Below are 22,454 nucleotides of genomic sequence, written 5' to 3'. Positions count from 1 at the left end.
GATGGCTTTTCAGCACTGTCCTTCCTTTGTTTTATAGTGACTGCGGATTATTTCCACAAATCGAACGGATACAGTCCCTGATCCTTATAGTCTTTCAGGCACTGGACGACATACGGTTTATCCTCTTTATAGGTGACGCCGAACCAGCGGTCGTTGGAGGTCAGCACCTTAACTGTGCAGGCCTTTTGTTCCAGCAGCGTTCCGATTGCCGTCGGAATGACATGTTCGCACTTCATCGGATTTTCAACGACACCCTTACGGATGAATTCCTCAAAAATCGGCTCGCACTGTTCAAAGATTTTCGGTGTAAAGCCCCAGAAATTCATCGAAACGACAGAGCCCTTCGCAATTGGTTCCCAGGTTTTGCCATCGTCGTTGGTCAGCTTCGCACGATCGCCGTCCTTCGCGATCTTCGGGCATTCCACAATCTTCTGCAAGAAGCCGTTTTCATCCCGCTCACAGATCGCGCGCGAAACGGTACCGTGATCCGTCAGCGTATTTTCCAGCACATAACCGACCATGCCGTATTCGCCGTCTTTAACTTCATTGGATAAGAAGTTGTAAATAACGCGGAAGGCGTCCTTGCCATAATAATCGTCGGCGTTGATGATCGCAAACGGAGCGTCCAGATTGCGGCAGGCCAGCAGTGCATGGGTTGTTCCCCATGGTTTTTCACGGCCTTCCGGCACCGTGATCCCCTCCGGCACATCGTTGAGATCCTGATAAGCGAACTCGACTTCCATGTGCTTGGATACTTTATCGGTCAGATTCTTACGGAAGGCTTCCTCATGTTCCTTGCGGATGATCAGCACGACCTTGTCGAATCCGGCTTCATGCGCGTCATAAATCGAGAAGTCAATGATCGGTTCGCCATTACTTCCGAGAGCGTCAATCTGCTTCAGTCCGCCGTAGCGGCTGCCCATACCGGCTGCCAGAATGACTAAAACTGGTTTTTTCATCTTATTTCTAATCTCCTTTTTTCATCTTTCGTTGGTTTCATTATATCATGGTTTTTCCGGTTTGAGCCAGCGAGTTGTCCGCGGCTTGAAATCCCTTTCTCTCCTGCGGTCTGCGCTTGCTTTGGCGGATTCACGCTCCGCTTTAATTTTACTATCGGCTGCCGGCTTGAATCGGGCCTTTGAGAAAACCGATCGGATGAATCGTCTGATCTTGCTTGGGGTTAAAACTGGTCAGCGGCTTATCGAGCAGCAGGCTGCAGCGCTGGATTTTTTCAAAACCAAACCGGCGGCGGATCCCGTCGACCGTCTTTTCCAGCTGCAATAACGACTGTCGGTGCTGCTCGTCGACGAACAAATCCAGCTGTTCCCCGGTCTGATCCAGACATAAGTCAAATACGCTGATCCCGATGCTGCGCAGTGGCAGCGCGTTCTGCCAGGCCTGGCGCAAAAGAATTTCCGCGTCTTCCAGAATTTCTTCCGCCAGCTGGGTCGGACGGGCACGCTTGCGCTGCAAACTCCAGCGGAATAAATGAATATCCCGCAGGCTCAAAGCGATACCCTTGCCTTTCAAGCCCTGATCACGCAGCCGGGAAGCGACGGACTCCGCCAGCACCCGCAGCACCAGCCGCGCTTCTCCATGCGTATGCAGATCATGGACCGCCGTGACGCTGTTGCCCACGGATTTGACCGGAATCGCCTCGCTGGCCAGCGCGACTTCGCTGATATCCTCGCCCAACGCGAACCAGTGCAGCATCTCCCCGACCTTGCCGAAATAGCGGCGCATGAACTGCCGGTCGCGGCTGGCCAGATCGCCGATCGTCGTAATCCCCCAGGCTTCCAGCTTCTTCTGCGTCGCCGCTCCGACATAAAACAGCTCACGCACTGACAGCGGATAGATTTTCTCCTGGAAATTGGCCCGGGTAATTGTCACAAACCCGCTGGGCTTAACGAAATCCGAAGCCATTTTAGCGAAGATCTTGTTGAACGAAAGACCAATTGAAATTGTTAATCCCAGTTCCGCGTAGACCCGCTGCTGAATTGTTCGAGCAATCTGCGAAGCAGGGCCAAACAGCCGCTGCGACTGCGTCAGATCCAGCCAGGCTTCATCCAGCCCGTATTCCTCAACCCGGTCGGTATATTCCCGATAAATCGCCTTGACCTGATCCGTTATCCGCTGATAACGGCGGTAATCCGGAGGCAGGATCAGCAGCTGGGGACACTTGATCCGGGCCTCGTCTAAGGTTTCCCCGGTCTGAATCTTGTATTTCTTGGCATGCAGATTCTTGGCAAGGATGATCCCGTGCCGTTCTTCCTGACTGCCGCCGACCGCCATCGGCCGTTGCTTCAGCTCGGGATTCAGCATCTCCTCAATCTGCGCGTAACAATGGTTAATATCACTGTGAACGATCGCCCGTTCCATTCTCATCACCTCTGCCTTGAATTTTACAAGAATAAAATTCAAGTTATGTTCTTGACATTGTTCAAGGCGAGTGATATGTCCGTCTTTCCAGTTTCTGGTGATTCGTGAAACAAAAGAAAATCCCGGTGAAATGGAAGTCATTTCCGGGACTTAACACAATGATCTACTCTAACTGAAGATCAGACACTTTCAGGCGTAACTATAAAACTAGGCAAACCGCGGATCTGTCTTCAAAGACTTAGCAAACTTCCAAGAATCATTAAGAAAATCACCGATAAACCAATATTTGTCCATAGTGCTGAATTCCGATTTCGTTGACCCGACGTCAGTCGAAACAGAACTTCATCGAAAATGATGACATATCCCAAGCCCAGAACAAACAGAATGAAAAGCAGGCCTAATATTGAAAATGGCAGGGAAACTCCCAAGGCAAGGACATTCGCTGCAGAGTAAGAAAGAATATTGGCTTCATAATAGTTTAATTTTACAATAACCGTAGAGAGAAACAAAAAACTATAGACACCCCCACTGACGAAATATACGATTTTTCGTTTTTGAACATCGACTTTATGCTTTCTTTGTTCATAAATTCGGATTAAATGATTCATCTGCAGCGCATTATCCCTTCCAACAGCCGCCGCGATCCAGAAGCTGATCGCTAAAAACAGAAATCCAGCTTTAAGCAATATTTCTTCTTTAGCTTTAAAAATCTGAATTACAGGAGTTTCGTATACATATTCAGTTTTCCCTAATGATTGAAGCTGCTCCATTTGCTGCTCTGCTCTTTGGTATCCCTCCATACTTTCCAGATTCAACGTTAAAGTAAACACTTCTCTTTCCAATGTTCTCTGATCCATTTTTTTGTCTGCGTACTGCTCATATAATTTCGATATTTGACTTTGAATACCGGCATAATACTGATTTTGATTGGCAGCCCACTTCGTCTGTCTTTCGTCTAATGTTCCCTGCAGTTGAAATGAAAACTGTTGATAATAATACTCATCTTTTCCGATATACGGTGAATATTGCCAGCAATAAAATGATTGTAAAATGATCAGTGCGATAAAGATAAAAAGATTTTCTCCATTCATCCAGAATTTACGGAATTCATAATTCAATAAGGAACGCGGGGGAAAATCATGTTTCAGATTTAATCTCCAATTTCTTTTTATCTCTGGTTTTGGATGCTTCGTTGCATAGCGAAAGAAAATACCGCTGCTGACCACACCTAATAAACATGTTAAAATTATCAAATAACAGATTTCTATCGGATAGTTTCCTATCGGTACACTCATAAAAGCAGATAAATATTGATTGAACTGCAGTAAAGCAGCAAGATTCACATATTTCAATAAAATTAAAAATGATTCGTTTACAATCTTGGTATAAAGTCCGATCTCTGCACCAAACAGCAGAATTATGCAAAGATAAAATGCAGGCCCTTGATTTAACCGAACGACAATAGCACTGATAAAAAGCAGAAAAAATAAAGTAATAAAAGCTTTCATGCTTAAATAGACAGCTAAAAAAGAACCTGCACTCATCGCGTAGGGAACATAGAGAAAACCCATGACAGTCTGAATCGGCAAACTTAAATCGCACTTCCACCCTAATAACGAAAGGCTGATTCCCCATTTCAGCAGTTCTAAAAATATAAACATGCCGCTTCCCATAAGAAAAAGGCTTATAAATTTATGTACTGCAGCTTTCGTTTTATATCGTGGGATTGGCATTAACAAAGGTTCAAGATGGTCTTCTTTTTCTTTTATCAATAACGAATAAGCACTGAAAATTATAAAAATAAGCACCATTACCAAACTCACGGGTTCCTGTAAAATGAAGCTCAACGAAAATGCTGGCTGTAATTGAAATTGACGATGGCTTAATTTTCCATAATATTCCGCTTTGCGTTCACTGTTTAAAAAAGCATAAGATCCCGGGTCACTGAATAAAGTGGATTGGCGAAGGCGGTCATCCTCGCTTAAAACCTGCTCAACAAACTGTGGATAAGCCTTTGCTTCTTCGATTTGATTTTCATAAAATTGCCGGCTCATTTCGTCAGATGAACCGGCCAAGCTGACCCATGAAACACCATTTTCTTTTTGAAACAATAGAAATGTCGTCGCTGCACAATGGAAAAGAATAATGAAAATAACGACTTTACGAAATGGCGAATGTCTCAGACATTTCTTAATTTCATATCTTACTAAATCCATAACTGTTCATCCTCAAAATCGTTAAGATACAAATCCTCCAGGGATGGCGATATTGATTTATAGTCTTTCCAAATTTCTTTTGTTATCACTCTGACAGTATAGCCTTCATTTTTTTTCTGAATCCGAGTTACGCAGCATTCCCGCTTAAGTTTTTCACAGGTTTCTTCATCACAGGTAATTTCATAAACATGATTAGGAAACAACTCCGTCAATTCGTTCATTGTTCCTCGTTGGATGATTTTCCCTTGCTTCAGAAAAATAAACTCATTTGCGATCAATTCCACGTCGCTGATGACATGCGTAGCGTAAATAATAATTTTTGCCTTGGATAATTGGGCGAGGATTTTCCTTACTTGTACACGCTGCATTGGATCCAATCCTGCCGTAGGTTCATCAAGAATGATTACTTCAGGATCTTTTAAAAGAGTTGCCGCCAATAACAGGCGCTGTTTCATTCCGCCTGAATATTCTTTAATTCGTTGATTTCGCTCCGGCCATAGAAAGACTTGTTTCAGCCCACGTTCAATTTCATTTGTAATCTGATCCCGCGGTATTTCCTTCAACGCCGCAAAATATCCCATAAAATCATAACCTGTAAAATCTTCGTACAAAGGCTGATTTTGCGGCATATAACCTAAACCATGGTTGAATTGAGCTCGACATTCTTTAAGTGGTTTCCCATTCCAAAGAATTTCTCCCGACGTTTTTTCTATATTTCCAACTAAGATATTCATTAAGGTCGATTTCCCTGCCCCATTGGGACCAAGAAGTCCATAAACCCCTTCTTTCAGCGTTAGATTGATATGATCCAGCGCTGATTTTTCATGATAGCGCTTTGTCAGTTCTTTGATTTCCAAAATCATAAATTTCACCAATCCAATCCTGTGACTGGTTTTGCCTTCTCAAATTCTTGTTTGAAATACGCTTCTTTCTCAAGATAATACCAAAGAGAATCTACTGCTTCGCCATACTTCCGTTTCGTGCCTATAAAGTATTGATCATTGCTTTCTGTAACAAAAAATTGCTGACCTTCTTTATTGAAATCCGGATAGTTTTCTCCGCTTTCGATATCAATATATCCATAAGTCACTTTCTCCGGTCTTTGCGTCATATCGACTGTTAAATTAGAATAAAAGGCTTTTCCGTGATCATAGAAGCGAAAATCGATCGGATCCGGGTTATTTAAAACGATACGATGTGTTTGCTGCTGATAATTCAATTCAACAAGTGAATAATCCTGATCTAAATAATATAAACATTTTTTTTCATGATCAATATTTTTCATCAACGTGATTCGAATTTTCTCAGCTTCATCCAAAATGAGCGTTTCCTTCGTCTCCAGATTATAACAATTTAAAAATTCCTTCGGATTTTCGCTTTGTTCCTGATCCTCCGATGTTTTATAAAATATGAATTGATGATCTGCGGCTACGAGCTTCCGGCATTCCGCTGTCTGTTGCAGGGTCGGTTCGTATAATAAATGTAACGAGTCATCCTTCAAATCAAAATAAGCTAACTGACTTTCTTCCACTAAACTTCCGTTTTTCTGGAACTGACTGCCGATGATTTCCATATAAATTTTATGATCATGATAAATAAACGAATAACTGTCCGGCATTATTTCATTATATTTTTTATTTTTATATCGATACAATTCCTTTACATTTTTCCCATCGGGATCCATTCGCATAAAAGCTAAGTAATTTTCATTATGATATGTATAATAAATGAAATTATCATAATATGCGATGCTACTGATATACGCAGGATACATGTGCGGATCATTTTTCATATTCTTTTCCGGAATACGAATAACCTTGCCTGTCGCAAAATCAAAGTAAGCCATTCCTGTTTCTTCATTGCCAAATTGAAATATTCCTATATTATTAATATTTCGATAAGTGACTAAATAATAGTCTTCTTCTGACATTGTTGGAACAGCCTTTTGACTTGAAGCACAACCTGTTAACAGCGTAAAAATCAAGACTGCCAGGATTCCCTTTTTCATGACTCAATCTCCCTTCAAATATCGCTGCAATTGTGCATTGAGATCATCGCGGATTTCTTCAATACGCGTATCCTTCATCACTTCTTTATACTTTTCCATATCGATAAAACTCGTATCATTATAGAAAGTATAATATTCGTTATGCTTGACAACAAGATCCTGCATTTCATCAAAATATTCACTGAAATCAAAAGTAAACCCATACGCACAGGATTTATTTAAGGACTCATAAAATTTCTGATGATTCTCTTTGGTTAAATCTTTTGGTAATGTCGAACCTTCTACAATATATGGATTACCATATCCAAAAAACATCTTTTCCCCTGGATTCAGAGCATCGGGAAAAAATAAGCGGCTAAGTTCAGGATCGCTGTACAACAATCCGAAAAAATCCATAACTTCGTCTTTTTTATCACACCAGGATGGAATCGCTAATCCCCAATAAGGAATAACATTTATATAATTATAATTTTCAGCTATATAAATACGATCATTCTCTTCTTCATCATTCACATAGTCATACCAAACAACAGCGTTCATATCAATATAATCACTATCATAAACATAATAATCATCTTGGAAAATTCCCTGAAAAGTATTTAAAGAATCCAGCCAATCTTCACATTCATAAAGAATTTTAACAGTCTGTGTTTTTTCATCAATTACAAATGGACTTACACGTAAAGAACTTCCGCAAACAGGCGTTAAGCCAGGAAAGTTGTTCATAATTCTAAACGAATTATAAAACAAAAGTTGAGTTTCATCCTGCATTCCTATTTTCCGCAAAAAATCATTATATTGCGAAAGATTATATCCCAACGGTTGATCAAATTGTGCTTGATCTAAATAATCTTTTTTTATTGCCATATAGGCTACTTTATCAAAACAGCTGGATTTCGTCTCCACTAAATCAAAAAGACTGCCAGGGACAAAATAAGATTTACCATCAATTTTTTGCGAATCGAATATTATTTCAGGATAAGCGTTATAAACTATTTTTCCAGATTCCGTATTTTTAAAATAAGGATCCAATTCTGTTAGAAGTCCTTCATCGACCAAATATGTCCTGGAAAAATCCATAGAACCTAGCTGATTTGCATTTAAAATATCAATTTCAAGATGTTGTTCCCGCGCTTCTTTTAAATATTCTAAAATACGTTGTGACATTGAAGTATAGACAATATTTTCAGTTTCATTATCGTAAGGAATAGTGTTGATCATATTAACAAAATTGATTTGATATCCGGAATTAATCTTTTTTAGATAAGCATTAATTTCAGCTGTTTCTTCCTTACGAAAATATCCTCCAATCATATAATAGATATTAAGCGTTGTTGATTTTTGTTCACTACATCCTGTGCTTAGTAAAACAAGACACATAATTATTAGGCATATTCTTTTCATAACGCTATTCCTCCTCTTAATAGAACATTGCATTCAGAAATTAACACCCTACTCTGATTTGATCCTCTCCTTACCATGATTTAATTATTGCTCGCATTGGGAATTATAACTTTTTATTTCACTCGTAGCTTTCTCAACTACCTAAATTTAATCTTGTTTTTGACTTCTTTTATTTAAATCAAGATTAAAGACTTATGTTAAAGAAGCACTATTACTATCAGAGTGTAACAGTGCTTCTTTACTTAGATATAAATACCAGCTGACTTCTCTTCTTTATATCCTCTCACTTCATAATTTCCTGTTACAAAAGTTAGGTTTTTGATCCCTCAGTTCTTGGACCGCATCGTAAAGAAAAAACATTAACATAATTCGACTTTCAAACAGGTTACTTCTTGTCATTGTTTCCATTGCATTCTTATTGCTTTTGCTTTGATAGAATCTACTATATTGAATTTCAATAAGATCCGAAATCGCATTCAGGATATCCACAACGGGCTTCAACTTTTCCTGCTGCATTAATACCGAAACCCATTAAAGATAGAGATGCCGCAAGAAGAAGCAAGATTAATAATTTTTTTACCATTGGATTATCCTCTTTTCTTTTCACAATTGCATTATATCAGTTATATTCTGAAAATTATTATTTTGAAAGATTGGAACAAAAAATCATGCTTTAAGCACAAATTTCATAATTGTCATTCAAATTCGCGCATAAAGTCGTAAAATGGTTTATAATATTTATTATGGTCTTTTTCTAATATAAATCCCCATTGTTTCTTAAACACACTAATGATCATTGGTTTTTTCACTTTTTTTAACTCTGGCAGGAGTGTTTTATTGATATAATTGCCCAGATCTTTCATTGTACTTTTCGAGCTATATTTATAAATGAAATACTGCAAAAACAAATTAGCTTGTTTCGTGTCTATGCTTTTGAGAATCTTAGAATCCGGTTCTATTTTTAAGTAGTCACAGCATGTAAAATAAAACAGGCCGCACGAGTATATTTTTAGCGGGTTAAGAACTAAAAGGCTCTGAAACATTTCCAAAGCTTTCGTATAATTTCGTAAATCTTCATAATATGTCATTGCCAGAGTATAGTAGCCATTATTAAGGATCTCTGGGTTTAACTTATTTTTATTCTCCATGATGAATTTTTCTAATTCACAAATTGCTGAATGAATATCAAAAGCATTAATGATACAGGCTATGCCAACTAAAAATGCTAAACATTTCAATTGTTGATTCGGCAAATTCTTCTTTTCACATTCCTCACGAACTTCATTAATGAATTCAATGAGTTTTCCATAATTTCCTTTATATTTCAAGACATACAGTAAATCAAATTTTATTATTAAATAATGATCGCAAAACTTCAGTTCTTTTTCGTAGCTGATAATTTCATTTAAGCTCTGCAAATAATTCATCGAATGACAAAAACAAAGATGAAGCAATAAAACATTCAAAGGACTTGGAACAACGTTTCTCATCATTCGATACCATTTATATTTACTGTCTGAAAGCTTTTCTTTATTGAGACTGATGTGAATCAAATCCAAGTAACATTGCTTTAATTGATTATAATAGAAAGAAGAAGTTTTAAATAAAGCATGAACACGATCTAAAATCATTTCTGCTTCCGATAAATCTAAAGTTTCAAAATAATGCAGGCATTGTTGATTTAAGTCCGGCAGCACTTTGTCTAACCTAGCATTTTCTTGGAACGAATATCCCAGCCGCTGAATCAACTCGTGATAAATGACATCATCTTTTATAATTTGTCCAGTTTCGATCCGATGAAGGGTTGATACAGAACAGATTTGTTTCTGATCTGCATCATTGATCAATTCTTTTTGCGACAATCCCTGGCTTTCCCGTTCTATCTTTATGAAAAGTCCAAGCGTCCGCTTATTATCGTCGCTGATCGAGGTAAATCCCGCAATTTTCATTGTCAAAGCCCTCCTTATGAGATTATTTTATCATAGAATCCGAAGTAGAATTTAACATCTTTAACCGCACAAGGAACACTGTGCCTTCCTTGCTTGTCGCTTCGACTTCAATCGTTCCGCGGTGCGCTTCGACAATTTCCCGGGCAATCGCCAAGCCCAGACCACTTCCCTGCGACCGGTTGCCGGTATAAAAAGCATCGAACAACTGCGGTAGTTCCTCTGGATCGATCCCTTCCCCGGTATCCTGAATCCGGATTTCTATTTGCTCTCCCTTGACCGAGCAGACACAGTCGATCTGCCCGCCTTCCGGCGTATGCGCGAGAGCGTTGCGCAGCAGATTATCAAACACCCGCTGCAGCCGCAGATCATCCGCCCACACCCAAACAGCTTGCTTCGGCAAAATCAGATTCATCCGGATCTGTTTCTGCCGGGCGCTGACCTGATGGGCTTCCGCCAGATGTGTCAGCAAATCGTTCAGACACACCTCGTCAAAGACAAACGCCAGTTCATGATTTTCCAGCTTGACACTTAAAAACAAATCGTCGCTCAGACCTTCCAGCACCTCTAAGCGCTGGCGCATCGTCGACAAGTTCCGCTGCTGTCCCTCATCCTTTGCCTCCAACTGCTGAAGACAGCCTTTTAGAACAAAGATCGGGGAACGCACATCATGCAGCACCTTCATGATCATCCGCTGCTTCTGCGCCTGTTCCTTCTGCAGCTGCTGCGTCCGTTCATCCACAAGATGATCCAGATTCGCGTTCATCTGTTCCAGTTCCCGGTTCAGCGATTCTGATTCATCAAATTTTGCGGCAAATTTACGATTGATCACCAATGCCGCCATCATCATAAAGAACAAAAAGCCAAGCTGCGGCAGCATGTAGACGATCATCAGCTCGCCCGCCTGCATCGCCCCGCGGTTATAGATTAAATAATAAAATAAAAGTATGCTTTCCCACACTGCATATCCGCATACCAGCGGGAAGGTTCCCGGAAGATGACGTTGATCGGCGCGGACAAACAGAATCAGAATGGGAATCACAGCCAGAATCCGAATCAACGTTTCCACCCCTTCCGGAGTAATATATTGAAGCAGCATCAACAGGGCAAAGCCTGCCGTCAGAATACGCGGCGTAAACACTGCCTGCAGCCGCGCGGGAATCGCCGGTTTCAGCAGCATCATGATGATCAGCAGCTGGCACAAGGTCGTCATCAAAAAGATTCCCGGCATGATCAGGGAACACTGCGCATAGCTCAATGGAAATAAAGGGAAAGCAGACAAAGCAAGCACCCGCAGCAGCGAAACCAGCGAAGCCGCGGCCAACAGCAGCAGATATGTTTCTTCCTTTTTCTTTTGGAACAACGTCAGCGAGGACATCATCAGCAGCAAATAAAAGCCGGCATAAAACATCGTAATGCCGAAGGCGACATGCGAAGCGGAAAGCGCTGCCTGCGGCCCTGCCAGCAGCATGCCCGGCGGAGAATAGGGCTGCGATGTCGAAACCGCGTCGTTGCGCTGCAGCTCGCTGGGAGCCAGCGAAAGGGTCAGCGTACCCTCTGCCTGCGGCAGCGTGACAAATTGAATCCGCTGATAGGGATCTTGACTCGAGGAAAGATAGACCTGCTGATCGTTTACCCAGACCTGGACCGGTCCCGCATTATCCAGAATCAAGGTCAGCGGCTGCACCGCCGCCGGTACTTTCAGCGTGATCGAACAGCGCTGCTGATCCGCACTCATTCCGCTGACAAGCCGCATTGGCCGGGTTTCAATCGAAATTGGAATTTCATCCTGTTCCGCCAAGGCCGCGGTATTGTGGTTGATGTGCAGAAAAAGCCCCAGCGGCAGCAGCAGTAAGGCGAAAAACAACACAAGTACCCTAAATCGTTTGAACATCCGGCATCGCTCCTTTATAATGAGTTCAGGTGATCATCATGGATCGTGCATTAATCGTAGAGGACGATAAAGAAATCGCCCGCATCATCCGTTATTATCTCAGCCAGGACAACCTGTACGAAGTCGTCAGCGCCGCCAGTGCTGAGGAAGCGCTGTTTTTAGCGCGCGACGCCTACGATATTATTCTGCTGGACGTCGGACTTCCGGATCAGAGCGGGATCGACCTCTGCGCGCAGCTGCGGCAATGGCACGACTGCCCGATCCTGTTTATCAGCTGCCTGGATGACAGTAACACTATTATATCAGCTTTGCAGCAGGGCGGGGACGATTACATCGTCAAGCCGTTTGACAACGAGATTCTCCATGCCCGGATTCAAGCGAATCTGCGCCGCTGGCGGAATGACCGCCAACAAAAGAAGACTGTCAACGAGCTGCGCTGCGCTTCGTTCACGCTCAACGCTCAAACCCACGAGCTGACGAAAACGAACGGAACGTGCTATCCGCTGGTGCCGATGGAATTTAAGATTTTAGCGTTTCTGATGCAGCATGCCGGACAGTGTTATAAAGCCAGCGAGCTTTACAATCATATCTGGGGCAAATCCAGCTATGGCGATCACCGGACCGTCGTCGTTCACATTCACAATCTGCGCAAGAAGATCGAGCAGGATCCCGCCGAGCCGCAGCTGCTGCAAAGCGTGTGGGGGAAGGGTTATTGCTTTATTGACGAAAATTCGCAGGCGCTTTGATCATGCGGGAAAGCTTTACGCAGACAAAGCAAATAGGCGGACACGGAGATTGCCGCGGTAATTATCGGCTTTAATTATTTTCATTACTGCCGCCGGCAAGCCTGTCGGATTTCTTCGAGGATCGCAGTAAAACAATTTATTAAACCAGGAGGAACACCATGGAAAAGTCAGAAATTCTTCAACAATGGATCGAAGGGGCCATTCCGGATCCGTTTTTATTTCAGCAGCGGCGCGCGGTCTACACGCATCTGCTGGGAACCGCTCATTTCGCGGCGATGTTGGCGATGAAACGAGGCGCAGACAGCGAAGCGGCGGAACTGGCGGGGCTGCTTCATGATATTTCAACCTATCTTACCGGCAGCGGCGAAGACCATGCCCGCAAAGGTGCGGCGCTGGCCTTGCGGATTCTGGGCGATCTGCAGTTGGGCACCCCACAGCAGCAGGAACAGATCGCATTGGCTGTTCAGCGCCACAGCGACAAGGAACACATCCAGACGCCGCTCGACGAAGTGCTGAAAGACGCAGATGTCTTGGACCATGTGTTTAATTATAAAATGCTGATCCGGCGGGAAATCCCCCGCCTGCATGCGCTGGAGCAGGAGCTGGGTCTGACCTTTCCGTTCTGGGATCAGCTGCAGGAAAAGTACGAAAACGCATAAAAACAGTCTGCCTTGCCGCGGGCTTTTTTTGTCCGCTTCCGGCATTGATTTCACCTTTTCTGACTTTTTCGTTCATTTTCCGACATTTTATGTCCCCATCACACCCTAAGCTGTTCTGCCACCCGACAGAACGGGCAAGAGAAAAGATTGCTTTTTTCTAAGCCAGCGCTTACACTGGACTTAAGGAATGAAGAAGAGGAGATTTTACAATGCGAAAAGTTTTTTTATTTCTGTCCCTCCTGCTGAGCACAGCGCTGCTGATCAGCGGCTGCCAGACTCAGACAAACACCCCTTCTGACGAAGAAAACGAACAGGTTTTCGTCTTCAGCTTAGCCGGTGATCCAGCGACCTATCATCCAGATTTAAAGACGGACGATTTCGCCTATATCATCAATCAGAATGTTTTTAACCGCCTGGTCAAGCTGGGCCCCAACGATAACGTCCTGCCGGATCTGGCGGAAAGCTGGGAGTTTTCCAACAACGACAAGACGCTGACCTTCCATCTGCATGACGGCGTGAAATGGCATGACGGCGAACCGTTTACCTCCGCCGACGTCAAGTGGACCTATGATACGCTGATGGCTGAAAAATGGGCGAAAAGCGATAACTTCACGACCGTGGAATCCATCGAATGTCCCGATGACAACACCGTCGTCATGAATTTGAAGGATACCGACGTCAGCATCATCACCAAGCTTTCCTGGTACGGCACCTTCATCATGCCGAAGCATCTCTATGAAGGGACGGATCAGACCCGCAACGAGTATAATCAGCATCCGGTCGGCACCGGTCCGTTCAAGTTTGTCGAACATAAAAAAGGCGTCAGCATCACGCTGGAACGCAATGACGAATACTGGGGCGATACGCCGATCCTTGACAAAATCATCTTCTCGATCATCCCGGATGAAATGACGGCGTACCAGGCGTTTCTGCAGGATGAGGTTGATTATTTAGGCACCGGCGTGCCGTCAACGAACACCAATGATTTCGACGACAATCCGGATTATGAGGTTTATCTGCAGCTGTCGATGAACCGGCTGTATCTGGCGTTTAATTTTGAAGACGAGCATTTCAGCAAGCCGGAAGTCCGCAAGGCGGTAGCCATGGGCGTGGATCGTCAGATGATCTACGACCGTGTCGCCAACGGCGTAGGCGGCGTAGCGGAAACCTTCATTTCACCGATGGCTGAGGATTTCGCCGACGATCGCTACACCATGCCGGAACACAACGTCGAGCAGGCCCGCAAGCTGCTGGAACAGGCCGGCTATACGGCGAATGCGGATGGTTACTATTTCTCAATGGAATTCTCTGTTTTTGAAAATGGCAACTACAAGGAGATCGCGGAAATCATCCAGCAGAATCTGAAAGAGATCGGCATCGATATGCGGATCAATATGATGGACTATGCGATCTGGACCGAAAAGGTCAAACAAAACAAGGAATATCAGATGACCATGTCCGCCGGTTACCAGGGACCGGACGTTTCCGGTATCGCCGGACGTGTTTCCACCCACGGCTCCAACAATTTCATGAACTTCTCCAATGCCCGTTTGGACGAATGTCTGGAAGAAGCACTGAAGACTTCCGATCATGAAACACGGAAAGCGTACTACAGCGAAGTTCAGAAAATTATGAGCGAAGAAATGCCGATGGCAATCCTGCTCGACAACGGCGTAAAAACGCCGATCAAGAAATATTTATCCGGCGTTCCGTTACAGGTTCCGGATAAAGCGGCTTCCGGTGAATTCACATATACGCAGATCAACAAATAACTTTTAAAAGCTTGATTTCTGAAGTATAAGATTTCCCCGTCTTGTAAAAAGTCCGTCCGCAAAGGATCAAACAGACAGATAAATTAATCGTTGCTGGCCCCGGCGCTTAATTCAAAGCGACTGGATTGCGGACAGCTGAAGACATCGCCAAATCCCTGTACCGATTCACAAGAAAATGGAAGACACAAACTCTTCCATTTTTTTATATATTTAATAATAAATACGCAGCGTACGTGTTATGTAAACAATCTGACTTTTAATCGCTTTTGTAATGAAAGCAAGATCTGGCAAACAACTTCAAAAATACTTGTCTTTTCTTCCCGGAACTTCACTTTAACGCTCAAGTTCTTCAGATCTCAGTTCATATGGTCAGGGGAAAACCTGTTTTTTTACTCCTCGCTGGAAGTTAAAATCTGATTGGCCTGATTGATTAAATCCAACAGATCCTTTTCATAAATCCTGTATTCCTCGACGGAATCGATGAGAAACAGCCGGACAGCTTCCAGAAGTTCCTCGGAATAGTCGTCGCTATCGTCGCTGAAATCCCAATGACAAGTCTGCTCAACCGCATTAAAACTGCCTCTGAGAAGTTTTTGTGATTCACTGATCCTGAGATCAAAAAAGAATCGATCCTGATCTGACAGGGTTTGTTGCTTAATCATCGGAATTTTATTATAAAATGAATACGAATCCTCTTTTTGGATATCAACCTTCACTGCTTCGCCAGTCGTTAGGTTGCCTGAACGGATAGCATTCAACTCCCAGTTAATCCTTATAGAGGACTCCTCTTGTTTCCAAGCTGTCTCTGATTTTAAGTCTTCCTCATCAATTTTAAATTGAAAATCGCCCTGACGTCCCTGAAGATCATGCGCCTCCCCCAATTTCCACTGAATCGACACTGGATTTTTTGTGGAAAACCCATCGTTCTTAGTGAATAAGACCTCCAAAGCTGCTTGCTTAGCCGCGGATATCGGAAATCGAAATTCTTCGAGAGACGGTCTTGAATCCAAATCATAATCAAGCTTTAAAGGATGGGCTATGACCTGTTTCGCATTGAGGCAGGGCTGGTTGGGATTTTCATAAGAAAACCAGAGCGCCGATGTTTCGGCAGACAGGCTGCCGATCGATTCTCCGACAGCGACTTCTGCCCCGACCCAAACCTTACAATGATCCAACAATCCATAATAACTGGAAGCACCGTCGGCATGATCGATCACAATGTGATAAAGTCCGCGCTCGTCTTTCTCAATTTGCCTCACCCTTCCTGCCGCGGCGGAAGTCACATCCGTCCAGCTATGGTTTGCATCCATCACAACAATCCCTGTCTTTTTCCCGTTATCAAAGGTTCCGAGGTATCGTGGAGAACGCAGCGGACTGACGGCACTAATCCCCGGCGGCAGCGGCGCTTCCTTATTCAGACAGTAAACCGTTTGATCCGTGAGTATTAAACAGCCGGTATCCGGCAACTCTCCGTTCAGATCCCTGACCATCAACTCCACCGCGTGCTTGTGGTAATTGTCAGGATAAAAATACTTTGAATAAATCGTTTCTTCGTTTTTGGGATCATAGATAAGAAACCGCGATTCTTGATCGCTCATTACCCACAACAAACCTTGGTCATCAAAGAAATAAATCAGTTCTTCCCGATCGGAAAAGTAGATGTGCCGCCGAATCCGCTCCGGCGGCAGACTTTTGACTAAGGTTTTGTATTGATCAATATAATGAGCGCCGTTTTCCCAAACCTGATAGGCACGCTCCGCAGCATTCAGATACAGCGCTTCATCCCAATCGGCTTCGGTCATGCCATGATGATAAAAAATCTTATGCCGTGAATGATCATAAAGCAGCCGCAGATGATCGCCTTCAAAATAACAGGTTAATAACAGCTGATCGCCGTTCACCGCATAGGTCGCACGCTGAAGCTCAGGCATATCCGCGAAGTAAAGAGTATGGATATAGCTCCTGCGATAAAAATCCGCTTCCTTTTCGGCAAGCGTCCGGTTGTCCTTCGGACTGAACGCCGCGATCAAGCAAAGCAGCGCCGCTGGCAGAAAGCCTAAAATCACTTTTTTCCAGTTCTGTTTTTTTCGTTTTTTCACTCCGAATCCAAGTCCGGCAACGGCACAGACAAGACAGGCAATCAATCCAGGCGCCCAGAATTCCATTCTCCCTCACCCCACGTTTCCTGATTATTCATAAAACAAACAGGTTTTGATCAGGAATTCAATCCGATCTTTTAGCTTAAGTCTACATTTGTAGTTCTTAAATGTCAAGCGTTTCCCGTAGGCCACAAAAAAAGATCACCGCTTGATCCCTTGACCCGTTGTGATCTTTTTTTCCTATCTCCGTTTTTCTCTACCGTTATCTGAAGTTCTTTCTGATTCTTCCAAAAAGGTTGAAAAGTTCCTGGCTGTGAGCTCTGCCAGAATCCGATGAAGATGCTTTTCGACCGCCTCCGCCGCATTCTGTACCAGCGCTTTTTCCAGCGAGGTTTCCCGATAGGCGATCCAGGTAAACCAGAAGGCCGAATTCAGCGAATAAAGCAGTTCCGCCGCAACGCGCTCCTTTTCCGTCAGCGGCCTGACCTTGCCATAAGCGCGGACATAGCTTTGAAAGCAAGCTTCAGCCGACGCTTGATCTTCCGTTTCATATTCGCGGCAGATCAATAACCCCTCCAGAATCATATCGGAAACCAAGACCGCTTCCCCGGCAATATTATAATCAAATATAATTAAATCTCCTTCTGCCGTACACCCCAGATTGCCAAGGGATAAATCGCCCTGACACGCAGCGTGAGGCAGTGAATCCCATACCCAATCCAGCGCCGCTTCCGCGCGGATTCTCTCCCGGATAATCTGCCGGACAAGATCAGTCCAGCGATCCAGCCGGCCCTGCTGAATCCATTGTGAAAACAGCGGCAAAGCGTTGACTTCATTCCGTCCCATCGGTTCAAAGATTGTCGAATAGGGCAGATGCAGCTCCATCGCCAACGCTGTTTTGTGCATCTGCGCTGTCAGTGCACCGATTTTCGCAGCGAGAGCCAGACTGATTTTATCAAAAGCCGGGCCGGCGTCTTCCTCCAGCGTAATCAAGTAGCCCTCATCCTCAAGGCAATATCCGGATTTTGTTTTCAGATAGCGGATTGTCCGCACGCCCCCTTGACGAAGCGCTTCGCAGAAGCCGCAGCGAGCTTCAATCTGATCCGGAGTCACCTGCGCTTCCTGTGTGATTTTCATAATTCGGGTCTTTCCTTCTGCCCAGCTCAGCCGCAGGATGCGTTTCTGCTTCCAGGCTGCCGGATCACATTCATCGATCGCCAATAAAATCTTCTGCCGCAGCGGCTCCGCCTGGATCGCAAACGCAGAAAGCCAGCGAGCTCTCCGTTCTCGGATTGCCTGATCCAGCGCTTCATCGGCCCAGCGCATAAACTGCCTTCCAATTCTTCCTTGGATGCCGCCCTTCATCCGCAATTTCATAAAATGGAATCGCCAGCGACCGGGCTAACTCGCGGTCTCCGGCTGAATCCCCGATTAAAATTGACTGCTTCAAATCGATTTCCGGATATTTTTCCAGCGCCTGTTCAATCATCCCTGGTTTCGGCTTGCAGCAGCGGCAGCCGGCATCGCGGCGGTGCGGGCAGAAGAAAATATCCTGCAGATGAATCCCCTGCTGCGCTAACCGCCAAACTAAGCGGTCGGTGAAATTCTGATAATCGGCGTATGTGATGATTCCTTCGTCAATCAGATATTGGTTGGTGATCATGATCAAAGCATATCCCTGATCCTGTAAAAAGCGCAGCCCTTCCATTGCCCCGTCGATCAGCTCCGGCTCCGTTTTGCCTTTCCATTCCACATCCGGGTAGTCCCGGTTGATCGTCCCATCACGATCTAAAAACGCTGCTTTCATTCCTTCATTCCCCTTAATTTCACGCTTCTCTCCTCTTTGCGTGAGGATCGCAATCCGCTTTGATTGTTCTCAGGCTCACCTTGAATACCGCTTCCTAACTGGCTTGAATACCGCGGTGTTACAATCAATCCGCTTTCCAATCAATCGCGACGCAATGCCATGTTTCTTTCTCAAACATCAAGCCCTGATAGGCTTCCATGATCTGATCCGGTTTGATCACATGGCTGATCAGCTTCTCCGCGTCAAAAACACCGTTTAAAATCAACCGCTGAACTGTCTCAAAATCCCGCAGCACATTCCGCCGCAAACCATCGGTTACCGGGAAAGGATTCAGCTCATTGAACGCTCCCTTGACATTCAGCATTTTCATGTGGATCGCATTGAGCACCGGCGTGATATCACAGGTATAGGAAGCCCGCGGTGAACCTAACAGAATCACCTGTCCATGCTTCGCCGAGCCGAGAACGGCGTTGACGATCGCCCCGGAAATCCCGCTCGCGTCCACGCTGATATCGCTGCCTCGGCCCTGCGTCAGCTGCCTGATCTGTTCGACCTGTTCCTGCGGGGAACAGCTGAACACTTCCTCTAATCCCAAGGCGCAGGCTTCCTCACAACGGGAAGCCACCGGATCCAGCGCTAAAACACGAAGTCCTGCCTGCTTCAGAAGCAGTGCAGTCAAAATACCGATCGTTCCCAATCCATACACCGCGGCGGTATCGGTCAGCTTTCCCTCGCACGCCGTGATCACATTCATCGCAATCAATCCCAGTGGAATGATACAAGCCTGTTTGTCGCTCAGCCGATCGTCGATCTTCATAATTTTATCGCCCTGCGTCGTTCCAACATGGGAAAAGCGGTTGATCGAAGCATGCGGACCGGAATAGAAAACCCGGTCGCCGACATTCAGCGACGTCAGGCCCTGCCCCTTCGCCAAAACGGTTCCGATCGCCGAATATCCCGGATATACTGGATAACTGAACCCCTGTTTGATCGCATAGACGCGCGACAACTCTGTTCCCGCGCTGATTAAGGACATTGACGTTTCAATAACGGCTTCATTGTTTTTAAGCTCGGCAGCGTCAAACTGGAAATCCTCACATTGGCATTCAGCCTGAGCCTTGCCCGTCAGGACGATTGATTTTCTCTGCATTAAAACTCCCTCCATTCTTTCTCTTTCTGGAATTATTATACCATAACGTTCTGCCGATCTCGCAGTGAATGTCCGTTGACTTTCATCTCCCTGCCTCTTATAATGAAATTAACGAAAGGGAAAAGGAAAAACCATCATGAGAATTCGATAGTCCCCTGAAAACCAAATCATTCGGCACCGGCTGTTTTCGCCATGCCTGAGCGGACCATCGAATTCTTTTTTCATGCGCTTCCAGTTCCAGTTTTACGGGTCATCCCCACTTTAATTTCAGATCATTCTCATAAATTTGATTCCTATTTTTCGTCTTGCCTGAATCCACGCTTTATTGTTTGGGGCCGTGCGATTCATTTTTATCGATTTCATTCTGATCCCGGGGAATTCCCGTGCGGACAGAAGTCTGAAATGCGCTTCTGATCCATGGATCATAAGATACAAGCCAAAGCTTACATGATTCGCGGTATGTCGGACGGCGCTTTCTTTCATTTCTACATTTTTCATCAGACCACTTTTTAAAATTCATTGGGATCCGATTTCATCGTTACAGGCGATTCTTGGAAAGAGAAAAAATCGAATCAGGGGAAGGTTTTTTCAACGATGTCCGCTCCTTTGAAAATAAGGAGGAAATCTTATGTTGCTTTGTTCAGTCGCTCATCTCGTCCAGCGTTTTCGCGGCGAAATTCTATTCCAACTCGATCAGTTTGAGATTCATACCGGCGATAAAATTGGATTGATCGGCGCAAATGGCTGCGGAAAAACAACATTGCTCAAGCTCTTGGCCCGGGAATGCGAACCCGATCAGGGCGTGATCATTAATCCTGTACCGATCCGTTTCTTTCATCAGCAGCCGCTGCCTGAGGAAATCACGCCTTCCCTGTCCCGGATGAGTCAGGGCCAGCAAACCGCGGCCCGGCTGCAAGCTTTTTTTACACAACCCGCCGCTCTGGCGTTTCTGGATGAGCCGACTACCCATCTGGATTTGCCCAGCCGGCAGACGTTCGAAGCTCAGCTAGCAACGCTGGACAGCTTCATTCTGGTCAGTCATGATCAACAGCTGCTGCGCCAGTTCTGCACGCGGATCGTAGAAATTCGCGATCATCAGATTCTCGTTTGGGAGATGACGTTCGACCATTGGTTACTGGAAAAGGAAAACCAGCGCCGCCGGCAACAGCGGGAATATGAAAAAAGAACGAAGAAGAAAGCTCAGCTGCTGCGCGCCGCAGAACAAAAAGAACGCCAGGCCGCAAAGTTGAACCGAAAGCCCAAGCGGATGAACAGCCGGGAATTCCGCCTGCGGCGATTCATTGCGACGAGGAAATCCTTCGATGGCAAACAGAAAGCGATGCGAAAAACTGTCGCGCATCTGCAGGCTCGGATTGATTCGCTGCCGCCTGCGGAAAAACCCAAGGTTCTGCCGGTGATGAAGCTTGACCTTCTGATCAATCCGCCCCCGCAGGCGAAGGTGCTCGTAGAAGCCGAAATGTTTTCCTACGGTTACCCCGGCCGGCCGCTGCTTCATCAGGCTTCGTTCCGAATCTTGAATTTCACCCGGACCGCCATCATCGGTCCCAACGGCTGCGGAAAATCTACGCTTGCCCGATTGATCGCTGACCGCGCGGAAGGACTGCGCTTTGCGCCCGGCGTGCGCCCCGGACTGCTTGATCAACAGCTGGATTTATTAAATCCTGACGAAACGATCCTGCAGAACGCGCTGCGGCTCAGCGTTCAAAAAGAAGAAGTGATCCGTACCGTTTTAAGCCGGATGTTATTTCCGCAGGATACTTTGAACAAAAAAGCGGCCATTCTCAGCAGCGGCGAGCGGGTCCGGCTGGCCCTGGTCTGCCTGTTTTGTTCGGCATGCAACATGTTAATTCTGGACGAACCGACACATTACCTCGATCTGCCCTCGGTTCAGGCACTGACTCAGCTGCTTCAGACGGCAGGACAATGTGTGATTCTTATTTCGCATGATCCGGCTCTCATTCGTCAAACCTGCACACAGCTGCTGCGCTTTGAAAATCAGAAGCTGATCTCCCTGGCGGTGGAGGATTGGTCAACAACCCGAACTTCGAAGCCGCCTTTGGAAAAAACAATCCTGCAGATGCGGCTGATTTCTCTGGAAGAAGCGCTGCGCCAACAACCGGAGAATCCAGCATTGCAGGATCAGCGGGACGCCTTGATTGTTCAGCTGCGGCAATTCATCTGATTAAAGCGCATGAAGTCCATAAAAAAGCACGGAAATCGCGGTGACCCGGAGGCCATCTTGAAATCCGTGCTTTTCTTGGTTATTCATCGTTTCTGATTGAATCTGAAGCAAATTGACTCTTTCCCGTTAAATTGGATTATACATTCGTAAATGCAACTTTTAATGATCCCG

General features: G+C 45.1%; 17 protein-coding genes. 4 read left to right on the top strand and 13 right to left on the bottom strand.

Annotated features, from left to right (window positions below):
• Positions 1 to 47 precede the first annotated feature (47 nt).
• The 9 genes from DWY25_RS08190 to DWY25_RS08150 form a co-directional block, all read right to left on the bottom strand.
• Entirely contained in the window at positions 48 to 959 is a 912-nt protein-coding gene (locus DWY25_RS08190; protein WP_117894827.1) for a nucleotidyltransferase family protein, read from the bottom strand.
• 151 nt (positions 960 to 1,110) lie between these two features.
• Positions 1,111 to 2,379, bottom strand: coding sequence for a DNA polymerase Y family protein (locus tag DWY25_RS08185; protein WP_039865326.1), 1,269 nt, complete (start codon positions 2,377 to 2,379; stop codon positions 1,111 to 1,113).
• Between the two features lie 230 nt (positions 2,380 to 2,609).
• Positions 2,610 to 4,595 (bottom strand): ABC transporter permease, encoded by a 1,986-nt coding sequence (locus tag DWY25_RS08180; RefSeq protein ID WP_117894826.1) that lies wholly within the window; start codon positions 4,593 to 4,595, stop codon positions 2,610 to 2,612.
• The gene (locus tag DWY25_RS08175) at positions 4,586 to 5,458 is read right to left on the bottom strand and encodes an ABC transporter ATP-binding protein (RefSeq protein WP_117894825.1); all 873 of its coding nucleotides are present in this window, start codon (positions 5,456 to 5,458) and stop codon (positions 4,586 to 4,588) included. The genes DWY25_RS08180 and DWY25_RS08175 overlap by 10 nt, the downstream gene beginning before the upstream one ends.
• 5 nt (positions 5,459 to 5,463) lie before the next feature.
• On the bottom strand, positions 5,464 to 6,603 hold the full coding sequence (locus DWY25_RS08170; RefSeq protein ID WP_117894824.1) for a hypothetical protein: 1,140 nt from the start codon (positions 6,601 to 6,603) through the stop codon (positions 5,464 to 5,466).
• Positions 6,604 to 6,606: 3 nt separating this feature from the next.
• The gene (locus DWY25_RS08165; RefSeq protein WP_117894823.1) at positions 6,607 to 8,007 is read right to left on the bottom strand and encodes a hypothetical protein; all 1,401 of its coding nucleotides are present in this window, start codon (positions 8,005 to 8,007) and stop codon (positions 6,607 to 6,609) included.
• A gap of 454 nt (positions 8,008 to 8,461) precedes the next feature.
• A complete protein-coding gene (locus DWY25_RS18030; protein ID WP_261795723.1) occupies positions 8,462 to 8,590 on the bottom strand; it encodes a hypothetical protein in 129 nt (42 codons plus the stop codon).
• 112 nt (positions 8,591 to 8,702) lie between these two features.
• The gene (locus tag DWY25_RS08155; protein ID WP_117894821.1) at positions 8,703 to 9,956 is read right to left on the bottom strand and encodes a helix-turn-helix domain-containing protein; all 1,254 of its coding nucleotides are present in this window, start codon (positions 9,954 to 9,956) and stop codon (positions 8,703 to 8,705) included.
• Positions 9,957 to 9,978: 22 nt separating this feature from the next.
• Positions 9,979 to 11,847: a sensor histidine kinase gene (locus tag DWY25_RS08150; RefSeq protein WP_117894820.1), complete on the bottom strand. Its 1,869-nt coding sequence runs from the start codon at positions 11,845 to 11,847 to the stop codon at positions 9,979 to 9,981.
• 38 nt (positions 11,848 to 11,885) lie between these two features.
• Between DWY25_RS08150 and DWY25_RS08145 the strand changes: the two genes are divergently transcribed.
• From DWY25_RS08145 to DWY25_RS08135, 3 genes are all read left to right on the top strand, one after another.
• Positions 11,886 to 12,593 (top strand): response regulator transcription factor, encoded by a 708-nt coding sequence (locus DWY25_RS08145; RefSeq protein ID WP_117894819.1) that lies wholly within the window; start codon positions 11,886 to 11,888, stop codon positions 12,591 to 12,593.
• Between the two features lie 158 nt (positions 12,594 to 12,751).
• On the top strand, positions 12,752 to 13,252 hold the full coding sequence (locus tag DWY25_RS08140) for an HD domain-containing protein (protein WP_117894818.1): 501 nt from the start codon (positions 12,752 to 12,754) through the stop codon (positions 13,250 to 13,252).
• A gap of 209 nt (positions 13,253 to 13,461) precedes the next feature.
• Positions 13,462 to 15,024: an ABC transporter substrate-binding protein gene (locus DWY25_RS08135; RefSeq protein WP_006060967.1), complete on the top strand. Its 1,563-nt coding sequence runs from the start codon at positions 13,462 to 13,464 to the stop codon at positions 15,022 to 15,024.
• Between the two features lie 389 nt (positions 15,025 to 15,413).
• Here DWY25_RS08135 and DWY25_RS08130 read toward each other — a convergent pair whose 3' ends face one another.
• From DWY25_RS08130 to DWY25_RS08115, 4 genes are all read right to left on the bottom strand, one after another.
• Entirely contained in the window at positions 15,414 to 17,189 is a 1,776-nt protein-coding gene (locus DWY25_RS08130) for a M23 family metallopeptidase (RefSeq protein ID WP_117894817.1), read from the bottom strand.
• Positions 17,190 to 17,363: 174 nt separating this feature from the next.
• Positions 17,364 to 18,449, bottom strand: coding sequence for a phosphotransferase enzyme family protein (locus DWY25_RS08125; RefSeq protein ID WP_117894816.1), 1,086 nt, complete (start codon positions 18,447 to 18,449; stop codon positions 17,364 to 17,366).
• On the bottom strand, positions 18,433 to 18,930 hold the full coding sequence (locus tag DWY25_RS08120) for a D-glycero-alpha-D-manno-heptose-1,7-bisphosphate 7-phosphatase (protein ID WP_117894815.1): 498 nt from the start codon (positions 18,928 to 18,930) through the stop codon (positions 18,433 to 18,435). Before DWY25_RS08120 ends, DWY25_RS08125 begins: the two co-directional genes overlap by 17 nt.
• Before the next feature lie 124 nt (positions 18,931 to 19,054).
• The gene (locus tag DWY25_RS08115) at positions 19,055 to 20,080 is read right to left on the bottom strand and encodes a zinc-dependent alcohol dehydrogenase (protein ID WP_181981751.1); all 1,026 of its coding nucleotides are present in this window, start codon (positions 20,078 to 20,080) and stop codon (positions 19,055 to 19,057) included.
• A gap of 628 nt (positions 20,081 to 20,708) precedes the next feature.
• Between DWY25_RS08115 and DWY25_RS08105 the strand changes: the two genes are divergently transcribed.
• Positions 20,709 to 22,283, top strand: coding sequence for an ATP-binding cassette domain-containing protein (locus DWY25_RS08105; RefSeq protein ID WP_117894812.1), 1,575 nt, complete (start codon positions 20,709 to 20,711; stop codon positions 22,281 to 22,283).
• The last annotated feature ends 171 nt before the right edge of the window (positions 22,284 to 22,454 follow it).

It is taken from the genome of Holdemania filiformis, from assembly GCF_003459085.1.
GTDB classification, from domain to species: Bacteria; Bacillota_I; Bacilli_A; order Erysipelotrichales; family Erysipelotrichaceae; genus Holdemania; species Holdemania filiformis.
This window is presented reverse-complemented; position numbering and strand designations above follow the sequence as displayed.